Source organism: Terriglobales bacterium (assembly GCA_035543055.1).
Lineage (GTDB): Bacteria > Acidobacteriota > Terriglobia > Terriglobales > Acidobacteriaceae > JAIQFD01.
The window spans coordinates 1-8526 of record DATKKJ010000086.1; the positions used below are offsets into that span (position 1 = coordinate 1).

The 8526-nt window shown below is 64.4% G+C and carries 10 protein-coding genes; 6 read left to right on the top strand and 4 right to left on the bottom strand.

Going from position 1 to position 8526, the window contains the following annotated elements; genetic code table 11:
• Nucleotides 1–179: 179 nt before the first annotated feature.
• The 3 genes from VMS96_06800 (at nucleotide 180) to VMS96_06810 (ending at nucleotide 2240) form a co-directional block, all read left to right on the top strand.
• A complete protein-coding gene (locus tag VMS96_06800) occupies nucleotides 180–746 on the top strand; it encodes a biotin transporter BioY (GenBank protein HVP43123.1) in 567 nt (188 codons plus the stop codon).
• Nucleotides 747–772: 26 nt separating this feature from the next.
• Nucleotides 773–1633 (top strand): MqnA/MqnD/SBP family protein, encoded by an 861-nt coding sequence (locus tag VMS96_06805; GenBank protein HVP43124.1) that lies wholly within the window; start codon nucleotides 773–775, stop codon nucleotides 1631–1633.
• A 61-nt stretch (nucleotides 1634–1694) separates the two neighbouring features.
• The gene (locus VMS96_06810; protein ID HVP43125.1) at nucleotides 1695–2240 is read left to right on the top strand and encodes a hypothetical protein; all 546 of its coding nucleotides are present in this window, start codon (nucleotides 1695–1697) and stop codon (nucleotides 2238–2240) included.
• 3 nt (nucleotides 2241–2243) lie between these two features.
• Here the strand turns inward: VMS96_06810 and VMS96_06815 are convergent, their stop codons facing one another.
• The 4 genes from VMS96_06815 to VMS96_06830 all read right to left on the bottom strand — a co-directional run bounded on the left by VMS96_06815 (nucleotide 2244) and on the right by VMS96_06830 (nucleotide 5621).
• On the bottom strand, nucleotides 2244–2582 hold the full coding sequence (locus tag VMS96_06815) for a PilZ domain-containing protein (protein ID HVP43126.1): 339 nt from the start codon (nucleotides 2580–2582) through the stop codon (nucleotides 2244–2246).
• The gene (locus VMS96_06820; GenBank protein HVP43127.1) at nucleotides 2579–2926 is read right to left on the bottom strand and encodes a PilZ domain-containing protein; all 348 of its coding nucleotides are present in this window, start codon (nucleotides 2924–2926) and stop codon (nucleotides 2579–2581) included. Before VMS96_06820 ends, VMS96_06815 begins: the two co-directional genes overlap by 4 nt.
• Complete coding sequence (locus VMS96_06825; protein HVP43128.1) at nucleotides 2923–4536, bottom strand: hypothetical protein; 1614 nt, start codon at nucleotides 4534–4536, stop codon at nucleotides 2923–2925. The genes VMS96_06820 and VMS96_06825 overlap by 4 nt, the downstream gene beginning before the upstream one ends.
• Nucleotides 4537–4661: 125 nt before the next feature.
• On the bottom strand, nucleotides 4662–5621 hold the full coding sequence (locus tag VMS96_06830) for an L-lactate dehydrogenase (protein HVP43129.1): 960 nt from the start codon (nucleotides 5619–5621) through the stop codon (nucleotides 4662–4664).
• A gap of 121 nt (nucleotides 5622–5742) precedes the next feature.
• Between VMS96_06830 and VMS96_06835 the strand changes: the two genes are divergently transcribed.
• From VMS96_06835 to VMS96_06845, 3 genes are all read left to right on the top strand, one after another.
• Nucleotides 5743–6441 (top strand): HAD family hydrolase, encoded by a 699-nt coding sequence (locus VMS96_06835; protein ID HVP43130.1) that lies wholly within the window; start codon nucleotides 5743–5745, stop codon nucleotides 6439–6441.
• Between the two features lie 141 nt (nucleotides 6442–6582).
• On the top strand, nucleotides 6583–7836 hold the full coding sequence (locus tag VMS96_06840; protein ID HVP43131.1) for an HD domain-containing phosphohydrolase: 1254 nt from the start codon (nucleotides 6583–6585) through the stop codon (nucleotides 7834–7836).
• Nucleotides 7837–7922: 86 nt separating this feature from the next.
• Nucleotides 7923–8526 (top strand): DUF1800 family protein (locus tag VMS96_06845; GenBank protein ID HVP43132.1); only part of this gene is annotated, 604 nt, incomplete at its 3' end.

Consider the following 8526-nt stretch of genomic DNA (forward strand, 5'->3'; position numbering starts at 1 on the left):
TATGAAGGTTCTGTTCGTGATCCTGGTGCTCTGCACCCTTGCCCTCCTGGGTGTGGGCGCGGCGGTTTTTCTGCGTGCGCGGCGCCACATGCGACGGCAGGCATCCGACACGGCGCTTCGCCCCGCCATGCCGGACGTCGAAGAAGACCACGCGGATCCGATCAGACATTGAGGCAATCATGTCCAAGTCCCTGACCCAGACCGTCAGCCGCATCGAAAGCTGGTGGATCCAACTCGCGCTGGTGGTGGGCGCCAGCTTCTTCGTCGCCCTCTGCGCCCGCATCACCCTGCCACTTCCCTTCACGCCCGTGCCCCTGACGGTGCAGAACTTCGGCGTGCTGCTGGTAGCGCTGGCGCTGGGCAGCAAGCGGGGATTCGCCGCCATGGCCCTGTATCTGGCGGAAGGCGCGTCGGGCATGCCGGTCTTCAACCCTGCCGGCGCCGGCGGCGTGGCCCAGTTGCTCGGCCCGACCGGCGGGTATCTTCTGGCCTATCCCGTGGTCGCGTTCGTGACCGGCCTCATCGCCGAGCGCGGCGTCAGGAGTTTCGCCCGCTATGCTGTCGCCGCGGTCGCGGGAGAACTGGTGCTGTTCGCTGGTGGCCTGAGCTGGTTGCTCGTCCTGTCGCACGGGTCCTGGAAGCTGGCAGCGCAGTTCGGGCTGTACCCGTTCGTATTCGCCGAAGTGGCCAAGGTGATGGCCGCCGCAGGCGCAGCCGCGAGAGTGCCGCGTCTGGAAGCCAAGTGAGCCGTTCCCTGCAAGAAAAGGCGTCCATGCCCCGTGGTTCCGTCTCCGACAAGGCCCGTGAGGTCACCATCGCGCACAGCCCCGACTCCGACGACGCCTTCATGTTCTACGCCATGGCCACCAACAAGGTGCGCGTCAAGGGACTGAAATTCGCGCACACGCTCTGTGACATCGAGACCCTGAACCGCCGCGCCATGGACGAGGGGCACTTCGACGTCACCGCCGTCTCCTTCCATGCTTATCCCTACATCCAGGAGCGATACGCGCTGTTGCCTTGCGGGGGCAGCGTGGGCGAGGGGTACGGGCCTATGGTGGTTTCATCCCGCGTGCTCAACCTCGACGAGGTGAAGCAGGTCACGGTCGCGGTCCCCGGCAGGCTGACCACCGCTTTCCTGGCGCTGAGACTGTTCGCCCCGACCATCGAGACCGAGGTCGTGCCCTTCGATCAGATCATTCCCCAGGTGCTGGAGGGCAAGTACGACGCCGGGCTCATCATCCACGAAGGCCAGTTGACCTACGATAAAGCCGGGCTCCATCGCGTCCTTGATTTGGGCAAGTGGTGGCGCGACATGACCGGCCTGCCGCTGCCCCTGGGCGGGAACGCCATCCGCCGCGACCTCGGCCCGGAGTTGATCGCGAGCGTCACCCAGGCCCTGCGCGACAGCATCCAGTACGCCCTCGAGCACCGCCCGGCGGCGCTGGAGTACGCCATGCAGTTCGCCCGCGACCTCGATAGCCACTCCGCCGACAAGTTCGTCGGCATGTACGTCAACGAGCGCACCCTCGACTACGGTCCCGAGGGCCGCGAAGCGGTGCGTCGGCTCCTCGACATGGGACACGCCGCCGGCATCATCCCCCATAAGCCAAAAGTCGAATTCGTCGGCTGAACCTCGGTAGAGACGCCCGTCAGGGCGTCTCACCATGCCGGTTTGCCCGCCTGGAGGAAGCATGAAGCACGCCGTCATCCTCTCTCTCGTCCTGTTCTCTGCACTCGTATTCGCCCAACAGCAGCCGAAGACTCCTGAACCTGCTAAGCCCACTCAAGCGAATCCCAACGACGTAAAGTCCGTCGATGCCACCATCCGGGCGCTTTACGACGTGATCTCCGGCCCCGCCGGGCACCCGCGCGACTGGAGCCGTATGCGCTCGCTCTTCCACTCCGGGGCCCGGTTGGTCCCCACCGGCAAGCGTCCCAACGATCCCCAGGTCGGAGCCCGCGTGCTGACCGTCGAAGACTACATCGAGCGCACAACCCCGTTCTTTGCCAAGGAAGGCTTCTACGAGAACGAGGTATCGCGCAAGCAGGAGCAGTTCGGCAGCATCGCCCACGTCTTCAGTACCTATGAGTCGAGGCACGCCAAGGGCGAACAGCCCTTCCAGCGGGGCATCAACAGCATCCAGTTGTTCTTTGACGGCACCCGTTGGTGGGTGATGACGGTGATGTGGGACGCCGAGACCCCGCAGCAGCCCATCCCGGAGAAGTACCTGCGATAGGCGTTACTTCCGGGACTCGTGGCTGTAGTACTTGCCGATCATGACCCCGATCTCCACCGCGGCGTCGGCGTCGAGGTGATGGAACTCGAAGCCGACGCCCTGCCCCTGGCGGTAGCGGGGGACCATTGTGATCTTGCGGTGGATGCCCTCGGCCTCGTCCATGATCCGCAACTCGATCTTCTTCCCCAGTTCGAAGCTCTCCTGGGTATCGACCATCAGGCCGCCGCGCCCCAGCACGGTGACGGGCCCGATCTCCTTGCCCGAGGTCGTCTGCAGATGGATCCGTGCGCTGGCCGGAATGCCGACTCGCTCGAACCTGCGTCGCTCATCGCTGCGTGTCATGTCCGCTCCTCGTAGTACTTGCCGATCAGGATGCCCACGTCCACGGCCGCCTCGGCATCCAGGTCGCGGAATTCCAGGCCGACATGGCGTGCGCCGGCATGGCGCACCACCACGTTCACCTGGAAGCGGATCTTCTCGCTCTGGTCGCTGATGACGATCTTCAGCTTCTTGTTCTTCTTGAACGGCTTTTCGGGTTCCAAGGCGATGCCGCCGCGCCCGATCTGCCGCAGGGTCCCGAGCAACTGACCCTTGGGATCCGTGACTCTTACCCTGGCTGCGGGCCCAACTCCCACCCGCTCGAATCTTCTTCGCTCAATGGCAGACTTTGCCGCTCCCTGGATCATTGAATAGGCTCCGGATATGAAAAAACAGGATCGATGTCGACGGGGACGTCGTTGGCGGAGTTTAGCGCGGATCTGAGCTCCGCCGGCATGGAATCGTACTTCGCGAACCAGGTTTCCGCCCGCCGCCGATCGCCAGCCGCCTCGATCTCGAGCAGTTCCCTGGCCAGGGCGGCGACGGCATCGGGCATCCTGGCAAAGTCGATGTGGTAGCGGTGCGTGGCGGTATCGCGGACGATCGCGCCCCTCTCGCTCAGGTAATTGAATTGCATGATCTGGCCGTGGGCGTGAGCCTCACCCGTCCCGAAGCGGACGGTCCGAAAGATGTCCGCCAGTTGCGCCGCGTAGTATTCCTTGAGGCGCTCCGCCGGCAGGACTCCCTGGTCGGTCAGCCACTTCAATCCCCACAAGCCGACAATGTCGGCCTTCGCTTCCTCCAGCGCGGAATGGATCGGCCCGATGGCCTCGCGGATATCGACCTGCTTCCCATTCACCCGGGCGAACGCCGGCCCCAGTCCGTGCGCGATCTCGTGCATCAGCGTGCCCGCCATGTAGCCGTCCGCCGAGACCAGTTCGGCCTGGTCCAGCCGCATCATGCGCCGCGACACCGGAACGATGACGTACTTTACCCGCGCCTCCATGAAGTTCTTGAAGAAGATCTTCTTGCTTCCCTTTCGCTTGTGGACCTCCGGATCGTTGGGCAGGTTGTCGGCCACCGCCTGGTATCCGTGCCGCAGGTCGCCGGCCCGGAAAGGCGCGTCCACCACCTCCATCGGTGAGACCAGTCCGCGCTTCGATGGCCGGTCGGCCTCGGGCAGCGGCAGCGCATCTTGCAGCGCGGCGACGTACTTCTCGTACAACTTGAGCTTGGCGCTCTCGGCGTCGTTGCGCACTAGGACTGCCGCGCCATAGGAAGTCTTGATGCCCAGGACGTCGTCCAGGTACGTCTCATAGGGGGCGAAGATCAGGTCGAACTTTGGCTCCTTCAGCTCCAGCCACTTCAAGTCACTGTCGAAATACTTGTCCGTGAGCAGCGCATCGGCCCGCATCCGCAGGAACTGGGCGAAGTCTTTGTCGTCGGCCAGGTCCGCCGCTTCGCGCAATGCCTTCGCCGCGGGCTCCAGGAAGCTGCGATAAGCGATCCGGTACGGGATCCCTTCCAGCGCATCGCCTCGCCGCCGCAGCACCGTGTACGGGCTGTAGATCTCGTCCTTCTTCTCCGGGCGTTGCGCCACATGCTCTTCGATCTGGGCGCGCGTCAGCCCTGCCGGATACAGGCCGCGGCCCGGCGGCATGGCTTGGGTGCCGATGAAGGGCCGATTCTCGTCGAGCATATCGAAGCGTCCAGCGTTGATGAACACGAAGTGCCGCAGGTTCACGTCGCGCGGCAGCTTCCGGCCGGCCAGTGACTGGTAAAGGGTGAGCCCCTCGGGATCGTTCTGGCGCCAGAAAATGTTCTCCAGGGAATGGCAGGCCTCCACCAGCTTGTCCACCATCTGCTGCTCGCGCGCGGAGAGCCCTGCCGGCGCCGGCATCTGCACCGCCCGGTACCGGGCCATGCGCTTGTAAAGGTCCGGCGCCACAGGCAGTTTGCCGACGGCGTAGCCCTGCATGCTCTTCTGTTTCTTTTTCTTCGATTTGGTTTGAGCGGCGGCCGGAAGAAGGAGGGGGAAAGACAGACAAAGAACGAGCAGGCGGACCCCGAGTCTGACCATGCGGCTCAGATTCTAACAGACGCTCACGCGGCCCGCGGCAGCTCCAGGCTGGCAATCACGCCCTTCAGCACGTCGGCGGAGTGGCATAGCCCTGCCAGTTCTTCCGCCGCGAGGTCGAGCCGCAGCACCCGCTCGATGCCCGAGCGATTGACCACCGTCGGCAGGCTCAGGCAGACACCGCTCAGTCCGTAAAGGCCGTCCACCAGGCTGGACACCGAAAGCACCGTCCGCTGGTCGCGCAGGATGGCTTCCACGATGCGCATCAGCCCCGCCGCCACCGCGTAGTAGGTGGCGCCCTTGCGCTGGATGATGGCGTAAGCCGCATCGCGGGTGCTGATGAAGATCTCCTGCATGCGCTTCTCGTCCATGGGGATGACGTGTGCCTCCGCGAACGCCACCAGGCGCATGCCGGCGATGTTGGCCAGCGACCACACCGGCACCTCGCTGTCGCCATGCTCGCCGATGATGTAAGCATGCACGCTGCGTGGATCCACCCCGAAATGCTTGGAGAGCAGGTGGCGGAAGCGGGCCGTGTCCAGGATGGTCCCCGAGCCGATCACCCGCCGCGCCAGCAGCCCCGAGAGCCGCAGGGTGGCATAGGTGAGCACGTCCACCGGGTTCGTGGCTACCAGGATGATGCCCTCGGGGTTATGCTTCGCCACCTGGGGGATGATCTCGCCGAACACCGCCGCATTGCGCTGCACCAGCTGGATACGCGTCTCTCCCGGCTTCTGCCCCACCCCCGCCGCGATCACCGTCACCGCCGCCCCGGCGCAATCAGCGTAGTCCCCCGCCCAGACGCGGGTAGGCTTGGCGAAGGGCTCGGTGTGGTTCAGGTCCATGGCTTCGCCTTCGGCGCGCGCCCGGTTGACGTCGATAAGCACGATCTCCGAAGCCAGCCCGCTCAGGAGGAGGGCGTAAGCGAAGGTGGAGCCGACATTCCCGGTCCCCACGACTGCGACTCGATTGGTCTGTTGTGCCATACGGCATGATACCCAATTCATACTCCGCCGGCGCTGTGACGCCCGCCCGCGTCGTGAGTGATGAGTGCCTGACCGTACTTTGCTGAGTACCGAGTACTCCGTACTGAGTACTATAGGAGCAATGTCCGCCGCTCCTCAGACCCTGTTCATCGACGCCGACGACACGCTCTGGGAGAACAACGTCTACTTCGAGCGCGCCATCGCCGATTTCATCTCCTTCCTGAACCATCGCGAGTACACGCCGCAGCAAGTCCGGCAGGTGCTCAATGACGTGGAGCGCGACTGCATCGTGCGCCACGGCTACGGGCTGCACAGCTTCGTGCATGCTTTGGTGGACACCTTCGAGCGCCTGGCGGTCGAGCCGCTCACCCCTGCCGTGCACCAGACCATCCTCGGCTTTGCCCAAGTCATCGCCGACAAGCCGGTCGAGCTCATCTCCGGCGTGCCCGAGACCCTCGAATACCTCACCGCTCGGCACCATCTCATCCTGATGACCAAGGGCAACCTCACCGAGCAGATGGGCAAGATCGAGCGCTCCGGACTCAAGCACTTCTTTGCCGCCCACGAGATCGTCGCCGAGAAAGACCCCTCGACATACGCCTCGGTGGTCGAGAAGTATGGCCTGGCCCGCGACCTGACCTGGATGGTCGGCAACAGCCCCAAGTCCGACATCAATCCGGCCCTGGCCGCAGGCCTCAACGCCGTGTTCGTGCCTCACGACATGACCTGGGTCCTGGAACACGAGGAGGTCAGCCAGCCGCAAGATGGATCGAGTCTCTTGGTTCTCCAGAGATTCCCGGATCTCCAGATCCATTTCTGAGTCCTGAGTACCGAGTACTGAGTACTTCGGTTTGCCCGGGCATTACTCTCGATAGCACCAAGTTAACCAATAGCCAGGCGTGGCTGCCGGGCGCCGCCGCATGGTAGGCTCAGACTGCTCTGGGATTTGTCTGCCGCTTCGTTGGCAGCAAGAGAAACCAATTTCCGGCGCCTCCTGCTCACCTTCAAGACTCTGGCCGAGTTGGGGCCCGAGCTGACCTCTGACCGCACGGTCGCCGAGGTCGCTGAGTCTATCCTCGTCCTGCTGCTGGAGACGGTGGAAACGAGCGAAGGCGCGCTGTTCCGCTTCGACGACCGCCCGGCCATGCTTACCGCGCTGGCGGCCCGCGGCTTCTCTCTGTTTCCGGAAAAGGCCGTCATCCCGCTGCTTCCGCGCCATGTACATGCCTTGGCCGCCGCCGCCATGCCGCAGGCCCTGTCTGGCAGGCTTTGTGAGAGCTACCTGAGCTCCAACGGCAACGTCGCGCCGGAGCTGTTCAAGTGCCTGGTGCCGTTGAAGGTGGGCCCGAAGCTGGTGGGCGTCGTGGCCCTCGGCCGGCGCCAGGGCGAATCACCGTACGGCGATGACGACCTCGAGGCCCTGGGGCTGCTCTCCAACTACGTCGCCTTGGCAGTCCAGAACCGGGTGCTCGCAGATTCCCTCCAGCAGCGCATCGCCGAGAACTTGAAGCTGATGGCCTCCCTGCACGGCTTCTACGACAACACGCTTCACGCCTTCGCCGCGGCCATCGACGCCAAGGATCAGTTCACGCGGGGGCACTCGCGGCGGGTGGCGCACTACGCCGGCGGCATCGCCCAGGCCATGGGCATGGAAGAGCGCGAGGTGGCAGGCGTTCGCGCCGCCGGACTGTTGCACGACGTCGGCAAGGTCACCGTGGACAAGTACATCTTCTCCAAGCCCGGGAAGCTGGAACCCAACGAATTTCGCGAGATGGCCGACCACACCACGATCGGCTACCAGATCGTGCACGGGGTCGAGTTCCCCTGGCCCGAGATCCCGGCCGTGGTCCGCTCCCATCATGAGCGCTCCGACGGCTCCGGCTACCCCGACAAGCTGCACAAGGACGAGACCTCCACTCCCACCCGCATCATGGCGGTGGCCGACACCTTCGACGCCATGACCAGCGACCGCGCCCACCGCCATTCCTTCTCCGTGGGTGAGGCCCTGAGTGAGATCGTGCGCAGTACGCCCCAGAAGTTCGATCCCGACATCGTGCAGGCCATCCTCATTCAGGTGCGCCGCGATGCTGTCGGCCGCAATCAAGCCCCCTTCCTCGACCAGCACGTGGTCTGCAATATCTCCGCTCCCGACATCGACCACCTGGCCGCCATGGTCCACTACAAGACCTCCAACGGCCGCGTCCATTCCTGCTAGTTTCCTGCAGCAACTTTTCCCGTCCTGTGGGTTCATTAATGGTGCGCAACATCGCCGACCTCCTCCCGGTTGCGAGGGCTCTTCCGATGACAAAATACAAACGCCTTCTTTGCCTCCTGGCGCTTTGCCTGGCGATTCCCGGCGGGCTGCTCCTGGCCAAGGAGAAGCGCGCGCAATCCAAGGCCGTGGTCCCGCAGATGGACGACTCCAAGCGGGTCATTCACGCCCTGAACCGCTTCAGCTTCGGCCCGCGGCCCGGCGACGTGGAACGCCTCCGCGCCATGGGCCTCGATAAGTGGTTCGAGCAGCAGCTCCATCCGGAGAAGATCGACGACCATGCGCTCGAAGCGCGTCTTTCCGGCTTCTCCACTCTGGCCATGAGCACCCGGGAGATGGTGGAAAAGTTTCCTCCTCCGGCGCTGGTGAAGGCTGTGGCCGAAGGTAAGGCCCCCATGCCCCGGGATCCGCAGGAGCGCGCCATCTACCAGAAACAGATCGAGATCTACCAGGAGCGCAAGGCCGCCAAGCAGGAGAAGGGCGAGGCCAATGCCGGCGATGCCGACCCGCAGGAGATGTCGCCCGAGCAGCAGGCCGAGCGGCGCCAGGCGCGCATGCAGGCCCAGCAGAAGGCCGACGCCATGCTCGACATGACTCCCGAAGAGCGCATGCAGGAACTGGGCCGCATGTCGC